This is a genomic window from Bacteroides sp. ET225 (assembly GCF_024733745.1).
GTDB classification, from domain to species: Bacteria; Bacteroidota; Bacteroidia; order Bacteroidales; family Bacteroidaceae; genus Phocaeicola; species Phocaeicola excrementipullorum.
Genome location: NZ_JANRHN010000004.1, coordinates 1 through 17,262, shown reverse-complemented (window position 1 = coordinate 17,262; position 17,262 = coordinate 1). Strand labels below are relative to the sequence as shown.

The window sequence follows — 17,262 nt, the reverse complement described above, 5'->3', positions numbered from 1 at the left end:
TAGATATGGCAGAAATACAAGATAATGGAGGGAGCAAGAAAGGAAAAGGTTCTAAGCAGAAGAAAATGGCTGTCCGCGTGGACTTTACGCCGATGGTGGACATGAACATGCTTCTGATTACTTTCTTCATGTTGTGTACCTCTTTGAGCAAGCCTCAAACAATGGAAATCAGTATGCCTTCCAATGATAAGGACATCACCGAAGAACAGCAGAATAAGGTGAAGGCTTCACAGGCTCTTACGCTGCTGCTTGATGCGGACAACAAACTTTATTATTACGAAGGCGAGCCGAACTATAAGGATTACACTTCTCTGAAAGAAACGACTTATACTGCTGACGGACTGCGTGCAATCTTGCTGCGCAAGAACTATGACGCTGTAAAGAAAGTGGAAGAGTTGAAGCAGAAGAAGGCTAATCTGGAAATTACGGAAGAGCAGTATAAGGAACAGGTTGCCGATGTGAAAGCCGGCAAGAATACGCCGACTGTCATCATTAAGGCTACCGACAAGTCTACTTACAGAAACCTGATTGATGCACTTGACGAAATGCAAATATGCAGTATCGGTAAGTATGTGATTGTAGACATTACAGAAGGTGACCAGTTCTTGATCGACAACTATACTTCTAAGGGACAGCTGAGTGCAAACGCTGTAAGTTGAAATGTGTAACACCTAATAAAGAACAGATATGTCAAAAATAGATTTAACTTCTTTGGAATGGTGTGAACTCATTTTCAAAGATAAGAACAAAGCTTATGGAGCGTACAAGATGCGCCGCGATTTGGGCCGCCGTCAGTTGGCTGCCGTTATTATCGTGCTTGTTGTGGCACTTGTGGGCTTTTATCTTCCGCGCCTGATCCGGATGGCTATTCCGGAACAGAAGGAAGTGAATGTTGAAGTAACTCAGCTCTCTCAGTTGGAAGAACCTGAGGTAAAACAGGAAGAACTGGTAAAGCCTGTTGAGCAGATCGCTCCTCCTCCTGCTTTGAAGAGTACCATCAAGTTTACTGCTCCTGTCATCAAGAAGGATGAGGAAGTAAATGAAGATGATGAGCTGAAAAGTCAGGATGAATTGACTGAGTCTAAGGTTCAGATCTCTATCGCCGATGTGAAAGGTAACGATGAATTGAACGGTAAGGATATTGCCGACTTGCAGGAAGTCATTACTCAGGCACCGGTTGAAGAAGAAAAGCCGTATACGATGGTAGAACAGATGCCCCAGTATCCTGGTGGTCCTGCCGAACTGTTGAAGTATATCGCAAAGAACTTGCGCTATCCGACAATCGCTCAGGAAAACGGTATTCAGGGACGTGTAATCTTGCGCTTCGTCGTATCAGCTACAGGTGAAGTTAAAGACATCACCGTGCTCCGTTCACTCGACCCGTATTGCGACAAGGAAGCTATCCGCGTGGTAAGCACATTGCCGAAGTGGATTCCTGGAAAGCAGAACGGACGTAACGTGCCGGTTTACTATACTTTGCCGATTCAGTTTAAATTGCAATAATTTATCATTCAGTTTGCGTGTATGAAAAGAGTGTTCTTTTTGTGTTGTGCTCTTTCTCTGCTGCTCGCTTCTTGCGGAGGACAGAAAAAGACAGACGGAGAAACAATGTATTCGGGAGATATCAAGATAGCTGTCGATGAATCGTTCAAGCCTATCATGGAAGAGGAACTTCAGGTTTATCGGGCGTTGACCCCCGAAGCTAATGTTACTCCAATCTATTGCAGCGAAGTTGAAGCCATCAATCTGTTGCTTAAAGACAGTGTGCGGCTTGTTATCGCCAACCGTAGATTGACAGAAAACGAACTCGCTTCTTTTCATGCACGCAAATTTTTTCCGGAGTCAATCCGTATGGCCGTCAGCGGTATTGCTTTGATAACAAATCCGGCAAATACGGACTCCTTGCTTACAGTGGGACAATTCCGTAATATCCTGACAGGGAAAATTACTGAGTGGAAAGAACTGTATCCCCAGTCTAAGTTGGGGAAGCTGCAAGTCGTATTTGACAATCCAAACTCCGGACTTATCCATTATGCTATCGATTCTATCTGCGAGGGTCAGAAACTGGCTTCTACGCTGACTGCTTTGAAATCCAATGAGGAGGTGATAGACTATGTGTCGAAAACACCGGGTGCGATGGGAGTTATCGGTGCCAATTGGATCGGGAATGTCAGCGATTCAACTCGACTTTCTTTCAACGAATCTGTAAGAGTTATGGCCGTAAGTAATTCCGGACATGCTACGGTGGCGAACAGCTTCAAGCCTTATCAGGCTTATTTGGCTTTGAGGCAATATCCGCTGACGCATGATGTCTTTATTCTGGTAAATGACCCGAGAAATGGTTTGCCTACCGGATTGATGACTTTTCTGACTAAGGACAGAGGCCAGCGTATCATTCTGAAATCGGGACTTGTCCCGGCAACCCAACCGGTCCGTTTGGTAAATGTTAAAGATGAATTTTAATTAATTACGTAGAATATGATTATGAAAAATAAAGTTTTTGGAGTGCTTTGCTGCAGTTTCCTGTTCTCTGTTTCCATGTATGCGCAGGAACCGCTTTCTCCTGAATTGTCAAAACAAGTTGAGCAGATTGCTGCAACCATCAAGAATAATCCTGATGCGGCTGCTGAAAGCTTTGATGAATTGGCAAAAGGAAAAAACAAGAAAAATATTTCATTGCTCGTTGCAATCGGAAATGCTTATTTGAAGGAAGGAAAAAACGCCGAGGCTAAAGAGTATGCCGATCGTGCAATGAAAGTAGACTCAAAGTCTGCTACTACTTGCATGTTTGCAGGTGATGTTGCCTTGGCTGAAAAGAATGTAGGAACAGCTTGCGGTTATTATGAGCAGGCAATCCTGTTTGATGCTGACTGTTTTGAAGCTTATTACAAATATGCGCGTGCATATATAGGCGTTAATCCGCAGTTGTCGGTGGACAAATTGCTGGAACTGAAAGCTAAGCATCCTGAAGAAATTAACGTAGATCGCGAACTGGCTGTCGCATACTACCAGATGGGGAATTACAGCCAGGCTAAGCAGGCTTACGATGAGTTCATGCAGAAGGGACAACCCGAAAAGTCTGACTATGGACGCTATGCCATGCTGCTTTATTTGAACAAGAATTACGATCAGTCGCTTGATATGGCCAACAAGGGTATAGAAGTTGACCCGAACAGCCATTTGCTGAAGCGTCTTAGAATGTATAATTTGAGCGAACTTAAATCGTATGATGAAGGATTGGCCGCAGCCGACAAATTCTTTGAGGATCCGAACAATCCTGACTACGTATATCTCGACTTCTTGTATCGTGCCCGCCTGTATGTGGCTCATGGCGACAATGACCTTGCTATGGCTGAATTTGACAAGGCCATGAAGGCAGACAAGGATAAAGAACATCCGGAAATAGCAAAAGAAGCTTCTGAAGCAAATGAAAAGGTACAGAATTATCCTGAAGCTATCCGTTGGTTTATGGTTTATCTGGACGGATTGAAAGGAAAAGAAGAAGTTACGGATTTGTTCTTGCTGGGACGTTTGAACTATATGGCTGCCGGCTCTATGGTTGCATCGGTTGATTCTTCAAAGACTGATCAGATAATTGCTGCTGTAGATACGATCCAGAAGAAGGCTTATCTGTTTGAGGCGGATACGATATTTGCTCAGGTGTCCGAGCGTGTTCCCGACAATTACCTGGGTTACTTCTGGCGCGCACGTACCAATGCGATGCTTGACCCGGAAACGACTCAAGGACTGGCCAAGCCGTACTACGAAAAGGCTCTGTCTATTCTGGAAGCAAATCCGAATGCTTCAAAATCTTTGCTGATTGAATGTCAGAGCTACTTGGCTTACTATTATATTCAGATAAAGGATTTTGAACAGTCGAAGATTTACTGGAACAAGAACTTGGCTATTGATCCGGAAAATGCTACGGCAAAACAAGCTCTTGACTGGATTAAAACCTTGCAATAAGAAATTTTATTTTTCTATTTCATATTCATAATTTTAACACGGCAAAAGCTGTTATTTGAAAAATGAGGGCGATGAAAAATGAGTTTTTCTCGTCCTCTTTTTTCTAAACCGTTTATTTCTCATGGATGTAATTATAGATTTTATTCTGCATATAGACCAGCATATGATTGCTGTTGTTCAAGACTATCATCTTTGGACGTATGCGATACTTTTTCTGATAATCTTTTGTGAAACTGGTTTGGTTGTCACCCCGTTTCTTCCCGGTGATTCTTTGCTCTTTGTCTGTGGTGCAATCTGTGCCCAGCCCGATATGCCTCTTGATGTCCATATATTGACTCTCATCGTTTTTGCCGCTGCATTCTTAGGCGATTCATGCAACTATATGATCGGTCACTATTTTGGTCAGAAGCTGTTCAGCAATCCTAAATCAAAGATTTTCAAGAAGAGCCATCTAGACAAGACTCATGAGTTTTTTAAGAAGTATGGAGGGAAAACCATTATATTGGCCCGCTTCGTGCCTATTGTCCGTACTTTTGCTCCTTTTGTTGCAGGCATGGGGAAAATGCACTACTATTATTTCATGATCTATAATGTGGTTGGTGCTTTGGCTTGGGTATGTCTTTTTACGTATGCAGGCTATTTCTTCGGTGATCTGCCTTTTGTTCAGAAAAATCTTAAGCTGTTGCTTGTAGCAATCATCTTCATCTCTTTGCTTCCGGCTATTTTTGAAGTGGTGCGGGCTAAGCTCAAGAAGTGATATCGGCGGCTAAAGCCATATGCGGCGGTATGCCGGGACAGGAATCGCTCTTTTGTATGGAGCGCGATGATTCTTGTTTCCTTTTCCGGCAACCGTCGTTTTTTTGTTTGCTTCGCTTGTCCTTTTCGCGAAAAAACTTGTAACTTTGCCCTTTCTTAAATTATATTTTTTCTCGGTTTGAGATATGAAAGCATTGAAAGAACGAATTTTGCGGGACGGGAAGTGTTTTGAAGGCGGTATCCTTAAGGTTGATAACTTTATAAATCATCAGATGGATCCGATACTGATGAAATCGATGGCAGTTGAGTTTGTACGTCGTTTTGCTGGTGCCGATTTCAATAAAGTGATGACGATTGAAGCAAGCGGCATTGCGCCTGCTATCATGGTGGGATATCTTTTGGAGCTTCCTGTAGTCTTCGCAAAGAAGAAGAAGCCGAGCACGATGGAAAATATGCTGACGACCAGTGTCTATTCTTTCACGAAGGGTACAACGTATACAGTATGTGTCAGCAAAGACTATCTTTGTCCCGGTGACAAGGTTTTGTTTATCGATGACTTTCTGGCTAACGGAAATGCGGCTAAAGGAGTTATCGATCTTGTGCGTCAGGCGGGAGCAGAACTTGTTGGCATGGGCTTTCTTATTGAGAAGGCTTTCCAGCACGGAGGCGACAGCTTGCGTGAGCAAGGTATTCATGTGGAGTCGCTGGCCGTGATCGAAAGTCTGGACAATTGTCAAATCAGTTTGAGAGATTGATTTTATGGAAAAAGAGCAGTCGGGTGTGCAGCGTGCGGGACTGATTTATGGGTTAAACGACCGCCCGCCTTTGAAGGATACGCTTTTTGCAGCTTTCCAGCATTTGCTGGCTATATTTGTGGCAATCATCACACCGCCGCTGATCATTGCCGGTGCTCTGAAACTCGATTTGGAAACGACCGGATTTCTCGTTTCGATGGCATTATTTGCCTCAGGAGTTTCCACGTTCATCCAGTGCCGTCGTCTGGGGCCGATTGGCTGCGGGCTTTTATGCATTCAAGGGACTAGCTTCTCTTTCATCGGACCGATTATATCGGCGGGATTGACCGGAGGGTTGAGTGCCGTTTTCGGTGCCTGCATAGCCGCTTCAACTGTAGAGATGCTTATCAGCCGTGTCTTGCGCTATACGCGTAGAGTCATTACTCCTCTGGTGTCAGGCATAGTTGTCACTTTGATTGGGATGAGCCTGATTCGGGTGGGGATTACGGCATGCGGGGGAGGTGCTGCGGCTCAGGCAGACGGCAGTTTCGGCTCTTTCCGTCATGTAGGGCTGGCTGCGCTGGTACTGGTGCTCATCATCTTTTTCAACAGAAGTTCCAACCGTTACCTCCGCATGAGTTCAATCGTTATCGGTCTGGTTGTGGGATATGTGCTTGCATGGGTTTTGGGAATGGTGGATTTTTCTTCTGTCCAGAGTTACGGAGGTTTCAATGTCCCGATGCCTTTCCGCTATGGCATTTCGTTTGACCTTTCTGCTGTCATTGGGCTGGGGCTGGTTTATTTGATTACGGCGATTGAAGCATACGGTGATATAACCGCTAATTCGCTTATTTCCGGAGAGCCTGTCGAAGGAGAAACGTTTGTCAAGCGTGCGTCCGGCGGCATTCTTGCCGACGGCTTCAATTCGATGCTGGCAGGCATGTTCAATTCTTTTCCGAATTCGATTTTTGCGCAAAACAACGGCATGATTCAGCTGACCGGCGTTGCAAGCCGCTATGTCGGATACTTTATTGCCGGCTTTCTCATTCTGCTGGGATTGTTTCCGGCTGTCGGGCTGGTTTTCTCTTTAATGCCGGAACCTGTGTTGGGAGGAGCTACGCTGCTGATGTTCGGAACTGTGGCTGCGGCCGGAATCCGCATTATTTCTTCACAGAAAATCGACCGTAAAGCCACTTTGGTCATGGCTTTGAGCTTTGCATTCGGATTGAGCGTGGAGCTTGTTCCGGAAATCTTGGGACAATTGCCCGAAACGGTGCGTAACATCTTTTCATCAGGCATTACGACGGGCGGACTTACAGCCATTCTTGCGAATCTGCTGATTCGTATCGACGAATGACCGGCTTTTGCTTTGGACTCAGAGCGTCAGTTCATAGTCAACAACTCCAAGCCAGCGTCCGAATTTGCATCCTACTTCGTGGAAGTGCGACGCCTGTTTGAATCCCAGCTTTTCGTGCAGGGCGATGCTTTCACCGTTACCTTCTGTGATGCAGGCAATCAACGTGTGGTATCCTTGCTTGGCGCAAGCTTCTATCAGTGCTTTCATGAGGGAGCTTCCGATGCCCTGGCGTTTGAATGAAGGGTGCAGATAGACGGTAGTTTCTGCCGTGTGGCTGTATGCGGCTTTTTCTTTCCATCCATGGATATAGCAGTATCCGATTATCCGATTTTCCTGTTCATACACCAGATAAGGGTAGTGCGCGGCAATCTTGCGGATCCGTTCACGCATGTCTGTGTCGCTTACCGGATCCAGCTCGAAGGTTACGGTTGTTTCGTTCACATATCCGTTGTAGATGGCTGCTATCTGGGCAGCATCCTGAAGTCTGACTTGCCGTATCATAGTCATAAGATTAATCCCAATGCCAGAAGGAGGCCGAAGATGAACATGTTTCTGGATGTTTCTCCCAAAATGCGGTTCAGCTCTTTTCCGTGATTGATTTTCGCCATCTTTACAGTGGTCAGGATATGTAGCAGCAGGTATATTTGCGGCAGAACGACGGCAAACAGCTTTCCGAGCAGAATGAAATAGAAGCAGCACCAGCACGCAAGCAGGCCCAAAAGAAAGTACAGAATCAGTCCCGCACGTGCGCCGAAGCGTACTACAAGCGTCCGTTTCCCGCTGACGGCGTCCTGTTTCCGGTCGCGGAAGTTGTTCACCATCAGCAGCGTGTCGATAACCAGTCCGCAGGCCAGCGAAGCCATTGTCACGCTCATGTTCCAGTTGTGTGCCATTACATAGTATGTGCATCCTACGGGGACGAAACCGAAAAACACCAAGACCAAAACATCGCCCCATCCGTGATAGGCGAGCGGATAGGGTCCGGTGGTGTAGAGGAATGCAAATAGGAGGCAGGCGATGCCTACAGGAATCATTTCCCATCCTCCGAAATACAAGAGGCATAAGCCCGTGATTGCAGCCAGTCCGGTTGTAACGGCGATTCCCACTTTCATGGCCTTTATCGTAATCCATCCTTGCGCACAGGCACGCTCCGGTCCCAAACGGTCTTCACGGTCGCTCCCTTTCAAAAAATCGAACAAGTCATTGATAAGGTTTGAATCTATCTGCATCAGGAAGGCGAACAGAAGGCAAAGCGTTGCCGGAAGAATTTGGAAATGTCCGTATATGTATGCCAATGCACATCCTGCCATGACGGGGATGGTTGCAGCCGTCAGCGTTTTGGGACGTGCGGCCAGCACCCATGCCTTAAAAGAATTTGTCTGAACTGTTTCCATTCGTATGCTTTTATTGTTGAAGCAAAGTTAGCTAAATTTTGTCAATTGCGGACATATTCAAAATAATTGGACTACCTTAGTCCTGTATTTTAACAAATTGCGTATGGTTGCTGTTTGCCGCTCAAGAGGCGGGAAGAAAAGGCTCGGGCCAGAAGAAAAGACGACTGATTTTTTGCAGGAATCTGCATCTCCAGCCTAGAGATATAAATCTTCAGTCTGAAGATACAGATTTTTAGCTTGAAGATACACATCTCTAAGCTGAAGATAAACTTTATGAAAGGCTCTGCCGGATTTTCCAGGAGGGCATATTTCTTTTAGCGAGGTGGCACTGCTCTTCCGGGAGCGTGGCCGGAGTTTGGCAGGCATTCGGCTGATAACGGACAAATGATGATGAAACGATTGTTTAAGAATTTCTTTTTCCTGCTTTTGGTGGCTGCCTGCCTTTCTTCGTGCGCCACGGCCTCCCTTTCGAAATATAAAGGTGTGGGACGTATCAAGCGGTATGACTTTTATAGCGAGCAACTGCCCGATTCGTTCGACGGATTCCGGATGGCTTTTGCAACGGATTTTCATTACGAAAGCCGTTTTACTTCCGGGCGGCTGGGTGGAGCTATCCGTGCATTGCAGGCAACGGAGGCTGATGTCTTGCTGCTGGGAGGGGATTATCGTGGAAGAAACGGCGGCAATATGGATGAACTGTTTTCTGCATTGGCGCAAGTGCACACCCGTTATGGGACATATGCTGTAATGGGCAATCATGAAAGGGGAGAGTCGGATACGCTGGTACGCAGGGCGATGGCACATGCCGGAGTGTGTCTGCTGGAGCATAAAGTGGATACTTTGTGGAAGGGGAAGGAATTTATTCTGCTTTGCGGCATCCGCAATCCGTTTGATTTGGGGCGGAACGGCATTTCTCCTACGTTATCGCTCAAGCCAGAGGACTTTGTCGTGATGCTGACCCACACACCCGATTACGTAGAAGATACAGATGTTTCGAACACCGATTTAGCCTTGGCCGGGCATACGCATGGAGGTCAGATCAGTCTGTTCAAGCGATGGACGCCTGCCCATTTTTCGAAATATGGCAACCGCTTTCTCACCGGGATGAAGCACAACAGTCGGGGCATCCCGATAATCATCAGCAACGGACTGGGGACATCACGCAAGGATATCCGTTTGTTCACTCCGAGTGAAGTGGTGCTGGTAGTGCTGCATAAGAAATGAAAGATGTAACATCTTTGTGTTAAATAAGTGTGCAAAATTAATGATCTACGTGAGTTCGGGATAATCTTAAAACAAAACCAATTGTCTTGTATGTTCAATGGTATATCCCTGCAATGCTTCGGGCTTATTGTCATAAAAGCAATATGCTGCCAAAGCTGCAACCAAATTCATTAAGAAGTTATTGATAGGCCTGTGTCTTGAATGGACCGGCTTTGCCGTATTCTTGAGCATGTCATTGATGCATTCGATGACAAAACGCTTACGCAACATGATTTTATCCCAAAATGGCATCAGTCTGTTTTTCATGTTCACTTTGATTCCTGTAACAAGATGTATGCCATCTTTAAAAAGGTCCTCAAAAAGTCTTGGAGAGATGTACCCCCTGTCAGCAAAAAGCCTGCCGTACAGCTTTTTGGCAACTACGTTCCAGACTTTGGGATTCCTGTCATCCACATTGGCTCCGGTAAGACAGAAGGTGGTGATTTCTCCCCGGTCATTGCAGGTGAAGTGCAGCTTGAATCCATGGCACCACCCCATTGTCCCCTTTCGGCCTATAGCCATGCCCTTGAAAACCTTGTTGGCATGGCACCTGAGGTTATGACAGGCCGGAATCATCGTACTGTCCACGAAGCTGATACCCGAACAGCGACCAAAGGCATAGAGTTTAAGAAAGAACATCAGCTTGAAGAATACACGGCTTTCAAGTTCCACAAACCTGTTATAGGATACCGCATCCGGAAAATCCTGATGCAGATGTACCCTGATATAATGCAGGTAGTAGTGCTTGAAGTTGGCGAACGTGCCAAAATGAAATACAATCAGGATGGCCATAATCTCACCATCGGAGAGGGAGGCATTACGATGCCGACGGCGGATTCCGTTTGAAGAAATAAGCTCGCCTTTAGCAATTTCCATATCAAATTTCTTGCTGAATTCATCTACCATACAGAAAATATCCGTAATTTTGTCTTGGGTAATCATAGAACCTTGGTTTTGTAAGTTGTTGTTTGTCAGACTAAAATTTACAAAATATTTCTGTGATTACCTGTTTTTCTTTCCATTATTAGCTTATCCCGAACTCACGTATTGATTTTCTTTGTAAAACTATAGATGTCGTTTTTGCCTTCCTCCCGGATAATCTGACCGTAATCGTTATGGGGAGAACGGAAAATATTGTCCGTGAAAGAGGCATTGAATACATACCTTTCCGGTTTGGTCAGATTATAATTCAACTCCAAGTAATGGTCGGCGTAATTGAAAGGAGTAGTTATGCCTTTCAGATAACGGTTACGGTTTCCGTCCGGAAGGCTGAAAGACTGGTTCTCATCCACAAAACGGTCATTATAGTCACGATAGCTCACATAGTAGTTGAAACCGAACTCCGACAGTTTGTGATTGACCTTGATATACACATTGTCATGCCAAAACCGATCGTAACGGCATTGGTCAGATTGAATCCTCCAGCAACGCCCAACTCCATGCGCTTCACTACATAGTTGATGACGGCTTCCACATCCGTATTGGCATACCGCATATCCGGATTGTCAATGTATTCCACCCTCAGAACCTCGTCCGGCCTCAGAGTCTGAACCTGTGCGGTGGGTGCTTCAATATCGTTGATTCTTAACTGCACACGTCCTCCGCTTACGGTTGAAATGCTCCTTTCCATACTGTTCACCTTCAGTCCCGGAAGCTGCATGTGGTCCAGCAACTCATAACCGGACGTATCCGCTTTAATCTGTCTGGAAGAAGGTATCACAATCTGCCGGTCTATTTTTTCCACCACATTACTGCCTGTTACCGTTATGCCTTTTAAAGCCATGGCGTCCTGCACCAACCGGATATCTCCTAAGTTTATTTTCCTGTCCAGATTTTCTAATAGTATGGACTGCGGCTGGTAGCCTATGTATGAGACCTGCAACAGGTAGCTTCGGGAAGATAGATCTTTCAGGATAAAATTTCCTTTATCATCCGATGTGGCTCCTGAAACAAATACCGAATCCGGCAATGACAGCAACACCACATTGGCGTAGGGCAACGGCTGGCTGTCCTCGTCAGTCAATTTCCCGCTTACGGTTTGTGCCGATACCCCAACTGAAATAAGTGTACAAACCAATATTAATAACATTCTGATAGTTTTCATTTTTACAGTCTTAATCAATTTACATACGGCTCTTTTGGCTGTCTCCGGCTCCCGTTCCCTTGTATTTGCTCTTGGCTGCATTAAGTTTGTAACGGACTGTCACCACAAACTCCTGTCTGTCCCATACGCTTTGTTGATACAGATAATAGTCGCCGCTATACATGCTATAGCTTATCTTATTCGTATTGAAAATGTCATTGCCTCTCAATTCAACGCTCAAAGCATCATTCAGGAAACTCTTTCTGAGCGACACGTTCACATACCCGTTCGGTTTCTCAAAATAAATATTCTGTGTCGCACCCGGGCTCTGTATGTATGAATCAAGGCTCACCATGATATCTAAAGGCAACTCCCAAGTATTATTGAATGAAGCGGTAAATATGGGATTGTCCAAGTTTTTCGATTCCTTGAAATAATCGACAACCAGCCACTGTTTCTGCATTCCAATACCCAGCATAGGAGACCAGCACCCGATTTTAGGAGTGGCCGACAAAAATGTGGCAAACATGGGAACAGACTTATCCCAGTTGCGTTGACTTAGCATGGTCAGTGAAGCATCTTCATTTACCAGTTCTCCCCAATTAAGAATCCAGTCCTTTGTCTGAGAGTAGGACAATGACATTTGCAGGAATCTCCAGACACCGGAAAGTGTCAGGTCGTGTATGATGGTAGGACGAAGTGTGGGATTGCCTTTTTGAAGGGTAAATCGGTCTGAATAAAACACATTGTTACTCAGCTCGCTGTAAGTCGGTCGTTGAGTTTTTGCCGTATAGCTCACCTGTGTCTGCACTTTTCCCAATTGAGTTGAGAATGAAATATTCGGAAAGAAGTTATCGAATGTACGGCTTTGTTCGTCAATATGCCTGCCGTCTTCGTAATAGTCAAACTTGACATGCTCATACCTCAACCCAAGCGACCAGTCGCCCCACGGAAAACTGCGGTTATACTCCGCATATCCGGCAGCATTGAGTTCCTCAATCTTGCTGAATGAAGACAGCACGTAATTTTCTTCGTTCAGATAGTCGTCATTTCTATGGGTATAGGTTACTTCACTGCCCACAACAAAAGCGCCTCCACCCAATGGGAGTGACAAAGTCAGCTTTCCTGCCACAAGCCGGTTCTTTACATGATTGGCAGAATGGACATCACGGCTTTCCGAAGTCTGGCTGGTTTCCTGAAATACGGAGTTGCTACGCTTGCCATTCTGAAGATAATCGGCATTGAAATCAAGATTCACATCTCCGAATTGTCCGTTATAGTATGCGTTTAATTCATGGTCAGGTTCATAATTATAGTAATCGCAACTGTTTACCTTTATGTTGTCATAGAATATATTATCCACATTTATATTGGTTTCTTTAGAAAGCGGATTCTCTTCCTTCAGAGTCTTTCCTGCCTTATATTTCATACCAAAAGTATGATTGTCATTCAGCTGATAATTGAATCCGACATTGCCGTTTAGCATCTTTGAATAAAACTCGCCATTGCTCTTCATATCATGATTCCAAACTTTTGTTCCTCTTTCTTCCAGTTTCATACTGAAATCCTGCCAGCTTTCCATTTGGTTGTAATATATAGAACCGAAAATATCCAAATTATCATGCCGGTAATTGAAGTTTGCCTGTTCTATCAAATCCGTATTCTTCGACTGATAATAGCTGGAACGCAAATTGAATCCGAAACCATCCCCTTGACGTTTAACCGTTTGAATACGGACAACAGCTTTTACGGTTGCGTCATATCTTGAACCGGGATTACGGATAACCTGTACATTCTTGATTTCATTAGAGTTAAGTCGCTCAAGCTCAGATAAGTCATGCAGTTTCTTGCCGTTTATATATATAAGAGGTGTTCCTTTCCCGAAAACCTCAAATGCATCCTGCTTTTTGGTAATACCCGGTATTTTGGTCAATACATCATTGGCAGAACCAGCCTTGCTCAACACACTGTTCTCCACATTTGTCACCATAGCATCACCTTTCATGCGGGTCACAGGTAAATTACCATTGACAACAACTTCACTCAATAGATTAATATCTTCTTGCATCACAATAGTTACCGGAGAATTTGTATGAGCTTTTGTTATTGGTAAAAAACCAAGACATGAAACTCTAAGTATATTCTCATCAGTAAATGGTCCTATACTAAAGTTTCCATTTTCATCACTTATCGTTCCTTGAACAAAAGAAGAATCACAACGATTCAATAACACAACATTGGCAAAACTTATAGGATTTCCACTCTCATCAATTAAAGAACCTGAAATACTCTGAGCCTTAATTATAAATGTATTGAATAATAATACCAATAATGTAACTAACTTTCTCATATTTCAATTTTTAACGCATTCCTAAAAAAGTCTCTAGATATTTTGTCAAGCCTTCACTATCTATTGAACAATTGAAAAATATCTTATTGTTAAATAAAAATAATAAGAATAATAAAAACACTTTTTTCATAATTGCATATCTATTTTGTTTAACTTTTCTATCGCAAAAATAGATACTAATACGATTATAAATCAAAAAATGATATAGATACGAGATAGACAAGTGTAATGATTATAAAATTTATAAACATTTATAAATCAATATTTTAAGAATGCATCAATTTTTTAATATAGACAAATGCAATTCTCAATATTCCCAAAGCCAAATATCAAGGCTTTTTTCTTTTGAAAATTCACCCAACTCTGAATAAATCTTTGTTTTTATGCGAAGTTTACTTCGTGAAACTGATGTTGGAGCTATATTCAAAAAAACAGATATTTCTGTGATGGAAAAACGAAGTTTAATCAAACAGCATAAAATTATTTCGTGCTTACTGAGGGATGAGATTTCTTTTGATAATCGTTGTGTGAAATTATGAAATATATTATCTGTTACTTGACATATGTCACTTAGTTCCGTATCATTCAAGTAGACAGGCTTCAAATGAAGATTTCGTAAGAATGGTATTTGCGTCAACAATAAAGAACATAATTCTTTTTCCCTTTTTTCTAATAATAGAAGTCTATCAGATAAAGTCTTTACATTCGACAATTCATGAGAAGATATAGAATAGGAAGCAATCTTTTCATGCAGCATATTTTTCTCTAAAGACAAACGTTCATTTTCTTTTTTCAAATTCTTGAGTGCCTCTATCTGCTCAATATAAAGCTCCTTCTTCTTATTGTTTTCTGCAAACTGTGACTGAAGTTCTACAATATATGATTCGTTCTTTTCAACTTCCAGTTCTTTTTGATGTAGTTGTAAAGCCAAACTTGTTAACTCCTCTTCTTTCTTTTGTATTGTAATTCGCTTACGCAAATAAATATAAATAAGTAAAATACCCAATAGCAGAACTATTACTACAGTAAACATCCACCAATAGGTGATATTAGCTTTCTCCAACTCCAACTTTTGTTTTTCTGTAATTAATTTTTCATTATTATACTTTTCTTTATAGGCTATGATTTGTTTTCCTTTATCTATAGCAATAATAGAGTCATTATAAAACAATAATGAGTCACAATAAGTTTTCAGGTATTGGTTGTATTTAGGGTTCTCACTTAATCTATATAAATATTCATAAATAGATGCCTTTGTATAAATATTATCAGTATTCAATGCTTTATTTAGATAATAAAAAGCTGAATCTAATTTGCCTAAATGAAAATAGTTCTTGCCTATTAATGAGAATGGACGATATTCTATTGGAAATGACTGCAAAATACTCAAAGATTTTTCTATTTTATGACTATTCGTATACACTAAAGCTATTTCACGTTGAATGTCATAATAATAATCCGTATTTTTAAGTCCAAGCTCTGCTGCTATTGCACTACATCTTTGATAGGACTCTATCGCTTTGGGAAGTTTATTTGAGATACAATAGCATCTGGCTAAATATTGTAATGCACCCATTTGATACCGTAAGTTTGAATCTCTGACAGCATAATCGTATGCCTTTGTGCAGGATTCCAGTGCATAGTCTGTTAAGTTACGATATAAATATAACTTTCCTAAAGAAGACATTATAAGGTATCCTGTTTTATAATCTTCCGTTTTTTCTACTTCTGATTTGCCTTCCAAATAATACTTCATTGCTTCTTCTATATGACCCAAATTGTAATTGATGTTTCCCATATAGAGGGCCGACATTGCCTTTCTACGGGCATTATTTGTAGGCTTGTAATAATCGTATGCTATCCGTACAAGCGAATCGGAAGAGATTTTCATCAGCTGTTTTACCTTTGCCTGTGAGGTCAGCAGACACCACAGCGCATGGTTCTCCTTATCAGTTCGTGACGAAGGAATCTCCATACTTTCCAATATATGCAATGAACTGTCCGGATGGTCAAACATGACCTTTTCTGCTTGTTCAAGTTCCGGCATCAGTTTGTCTGCTGTTTTATTTCCGTTGCATCCTGAATTTATCAAAATGGAATGTAATATTATAACAGCGTATATTATTTGTTTCATATAGTCATCATTTTCGATGCAAAAGTATAAAAATATTAATTTTAACTATGTTTTTTAGGGACATTTGTCGAGCATTTTTATCTAATTCATATTGTATAAGCTGATTTCTTTTTAAAGTATAACATCCAAATTGAGATGAATAAAGAAAAATTATAGCCTTAGTTTCTGAAGCTGTTTTGATTTCATTCGATAAATTTGTCAAGCATGATTTGGATGAATGCAAGCTGTACCATAGCTTCTGCGGTTTCAGCAAGGAATTCGTAATCGATGGTCAGCCTTCTGAAGTTTTCCAGCCATGAGAAAGAGCGTTCCACAATCCGGCATTTGGGCAGTACCTGAAATTTGGACGGACATTCGTCCGGTCTGAGCACGACCTCCAATATCCATCCGAATTTCTTCTTGACTCAGTCAGCCAAACCTCCCCTGTAGCCTCCATCCGCCAAGATTTTAGCCAGACGCGGAAATTTATAAGCGAGTTTCTCTATGGCTTGTGGGGCGCCCTTGCTGTCATGCAGGCTGGCTTTATGGACTGCGACGGCTAACGGAAGGCCAAGCGTATCGACAATGATGTGCTCTTTCCGTCCCTTGATCTTCTTGCTCCCGTCTATACCGCGGTCAGAATCAACATGATGGGAAGTCTTTACGCTTCGGGAATCCATGATGCCAAGACTGGGGATTTCCTCCCGTCCCGCCTGTTTACGGATAAGGGAGTGCAAGGCATCCATCACCTCTTCAAACACGCCTTCAAGCTTCCACTTGCGGAAGTAGTAATAGACGGTTTGCCAAGGGGCGAAGTCAGAAGGAAGCATACGCCACTGGCAGCCGGTCTTGTTGATATAAAGGATGGCATTCATTATCTCTTTAAGCGAATTTTTTCGGTTCCTCGCTTGCGGCTCTAAAATATTTTTTATAACTTGCTACTGTTTTTCAGTCAGGTGGGTTGGATACTGTGTCATAACTTTATTGTTTGGTACCTTTAAAGATATAACATTTTTCCAATTGACCGGCTGATTCTGAATGGTATGTAGCCCTATAACATTATTCTTAAATCAATTCAAAACAGTTTCTAAATAACCCATAAACAATCACATCTATGAAACCTTTGTTATTATTCTTTGCAGCATTTGCTCTGTCGCTTTCAGTGAAAGCGCAATATGCGTATGCCATAATAGATACTGTGCGGCTGAATGCCGCGTACAAGTCCTTGATAGAAAAAGGAGATGCA

General features: G+C 42.7%; 17 protein-coding genes. 8 read left to right on the top strand and 9 right to left on the bottom strand.

What is annotated here, in order from left to right:
• Positions 1-5: 5 nt before the first annotated feature.
• The 7 genes from NW212_RS02720 to NW212_RS02690 all read left to right on the top strand — a co-directional run bounded on the left by NW212_RS02720 (position 6) and on the right by NW212_RS02690 (position 6,813).
• Positions 6-659, top strand: a complete 654-nt coding sequence (locus NW212_RS02720) for a biopolymer transporter ExbD (protein WP_258337110.1) — start codon at positions 6-8, stop codon at positions 657-659.
• 28 nt (positions 660-687) lie between these two features.
• Positions 688-1,503: an energy transducer TonB gene (locus NW212_RS02715; protein WP_258337109.1), complete on the top strand. Its 816-nt coding sequence runs from the start codon at positions 688-690 to the stop codon at positions 1,501-1,503.
• 21 nt (positions 1,504-1,524) lie between these two features.
• Positions 1,525-2,463, top strand: coding sequence for a PstS family phosphate ABC transporter substrate-binding protein (locus tag NW212_RS02710; protein ID WP_258337108.1), 939 nt, complete (start codon positions 1,525-1,527; stop codon positions 2,461-2,463).
• A gap of 21 nt (positions 2,464-2,484) precedes the next feature.
• Positions 2,485-3,966: a lipopolysaccharide assembly protein LapB gene (locus NW212_RS02705; RefSeq protein WP_258337107.1), complete on the top strand. Its 1,482-nt coding sequence runs from the start codon at positions 2,485-2,487 to the stop codon at positions 3,964-3,966.
• A gap of 121 nt (positions 3,967-4,087) precedes the next feature.
• Positions 4,088-4,723 carry a DedA family protein gene (locus NW212_RS02700; RefSeq protein WP_258337106.1) on the top strand — a complete coding sequence of 212 codons (636 nt, stop codon included), beginning with the start codon at positions 4,088-4,090 and terminating at the stop codon, positions 4,721-4,723.
• Positions 4,724-4,907: 184 nt separating this feature from the next.
• Complete coding sequence (gene xpt / locus NW212_RS02695) at positions 4,908-5,477, top strand: xanthine phosphoribosyltransferase (RefSeq protein WP_258337105.1); 570 nt, start codon at positions 4,908-4,910, stop codon at positions 5,475-5,477.
• A 4-nt stretch (positions 5,478-5,481) separates the two neighbouring features.
• Positions 5,482-6,813: a nucleobase:cation symporter-2 family protein gene (locus tag NW212_RS02690; protein ID WP_258337104.1), complete on the top strand. Its 1,332-nt coding sequence runs from the start codon at positions 5,482-5,484 to the stop codon at positions 6,811-6,813.
• 18 nt (positions 6,814-6,831) lie between these two features.
• Here NW212_RS02690 and NW212_RS02685 read toward each other — a convergent pair whose 3' ends face one another.
• The gene (locus tag NW212_RS02685) at positions 6,832-7,314 is read right to left on the bottom strand and encodes a GNAT family N-acetyltransferase (RefSeq protein ID WP_258337103.1); all 483 of its coding nucleotides are present in this window, start codon (positions 7,312-7,314) and stop codon (positions 6,832-6,834) included.
• A 2-nt stretch (positions 7,315-7,316) separates the two neighbouring features.
• Positions 7,317-8,207 (bottom strand): 1,4-dihydroxy-2-naphthoate polyprenyltransferase, encoded by an 891-nt coding sequence (locus NW212_RS02680; protein ID WP_258337102.1) that lies wholly within the window; start codon positions 8,205-8,207, stop codon positions 7,317-7,319.
• Between the two features lie 399 nt (positions 8,208-8,606).
• Here NW212_RS02680 and NW212_RS02675 point away from each other — a divergent pair, with 399 nt between their 5' ends.
• On the top strand, positions 8,607-9,431 hold the full coding sequence (locus NW212_RS02675) for a metallophosphoesterase (protein ID WP_375337938.1): 825 nt from the start codon (positions 8,607-8,609) through the stop codon (positions 9,429-9,431).
• A 66-nt stretch (positions 9,432-9,497) separates the two neighbouring features.
• Here the strand turns inward: NW212_RS02675 and NW212_RS02670 are convergent, their stop codons facing one another.
• The 7 genes from NW212_RS02670 to NW212_RS02640 form a co-directional block, all read right to left on the bottom strand.
• A complete protein-coding gene (locus NW212_RS02670) occupies positions 9,498-10,412 on the bottom strand; it encodes an IS982 family transposase (RefSeq protein WP_258337100.1) in 915 nt (304 codons plus the stop codon).
• A gap of 98 nt (positions 10,413-10,510) precedes the next feature.
• Positions 10,511-10,843: a hypothetical protein gene (locus NW212_RS02665; protein WP_258337099.1), complete on the bottom strand. Its 333-nt coding sequence runs from the start codon at positions 10,841-10,843 to the stop codon at positions 10,511-10,513.
• Positions 10,789-11,574, bottom strand: a complete 786-nt coding sequence (locus NW212_RS02660) for a carboxypeptidase-like regulatory domain-containing protein (RefSeq protein WP_258337098.1) — start codon at positions 11,572-11,574, stop codon at positions 10,789-10,791. The genes NW212_RS02665 and NW212_RS02660 overlap by 55 nt, the downstream gene beginning before the upstream one ends.
• A gap of 19 nt (positions 11,575-11,593) precedes the next feature.
• Entirely contained in the window at positions 11,594-13,903 is a 2,310-nt protein-coding gene (locus NW212_RS02655) for an outer membrane beta-barrel protein (protein ID WP_258337097.1), read from the bottom strand.
• Between the two features lie 307 nt (positions 13,904-14,210).
• Positions 14,211-16,037 (bottom strand): lipopolysaccharide assembly protein LapB, encoded by a 1,827-nt coding sequence (locus tag NW212_RS02650; RefSeq protein WP_258337096.1) that lies wholly within the window; start codon positions 16,035-16,037, stop codon positions 14,211-14,213.
• Between the two features lie 182 nt (positions 16,038-16,219).
• On the bottom strand, positions 16,220-16,408 hold the full coding sequence (locus NW212_RS02645; RefSeq protein WP_258337095.1) for a transposase: 189 nt from the start codon (positions 16,406-16,408) through the stop codon (positions 16,220-16,222).
• A gap of 33 nt (positions 16,409-16,441) precedes the next feature.
• On the bottom strand, positions 16,442-16,939 hold the full coding sequence (locus NW212_RS02640; protein ID WP_258337236.1) for an IS5 family transposase: 498 nt from the start codon (positions 16,937-16,939) through the stop codon (positions 16,442-16,444).
• Between the last annotated feature and the right edge of the window lie 323 nt (positions 16,940-17,262).